General features: G+C 72.2%; 1 pseudogene. It reads right to left on the bottom strand.

From position 1 onward, the window contains the following. Positions 1-605, bottom strand: a pseudogene (locus tag AC5RUJ_RS17970) (hypothetical protein); the annotation flags it as partial.

Below are 605 nucleotides of genomic sequence, written 5' to 3'. Positions count from 1 at the left end.
GACAGCCCCGTCTCCGGCAGGACGTCGGCCAGGCTTCGGCCAGCCGCCCAGCCGTACAGCGGGCGGACCAGCCCGGTCTCCGGTTCCGGTGTGCCCGGCAGCCGGTAGCGCCGCTCCAGCACGTTCAGCTCCGCCCAGACGTCCGTGAGGGTGTCGAAGGAGGTCTGCAGCCCGCCGGTCGGCATTTTCACCGGCCCCGCCGGGCTCCTGCCGCTGCGGTACACCAGGGCGGCGGCAAAACCGGCAAGCTCAACCGGGCTGAGCCGTCGCGCGGCATCCCTGTCCAGGCCCAGGCAGACCAGCAGGTCCCGCTCGCCGTAAATCCCGCGCAGCCGCGCGCCGCCGTCGTCGATTAGCACCCCTTGCGCACCGACCGTCAGGTAGCCGTACCGCGCGAGCACCCGAACCAGGCCCTCGAAGGTTTCCTCATGAACCCCGAGGTTTGGCCGGCCGGACCTCCCCGCTTGGAAACTGGCGAACGACCGCGCCAGCAGTGCGCGCGCGCCCTCGTGGCCGTGCCGCGCAATGAGATTGACGGCCACGTTGTAGCCGGGCCGGAAGCCGGAGTCCAACGGGTAGGCGCGCCGGGAGGCCAGCGCCGCGAC

The organism is Arthrobacter sp. Y3223164 (assembly GCF_059091005.1).
This window is presented reverse-complemented; position numbering and strand designations above follow the sequence as displayed.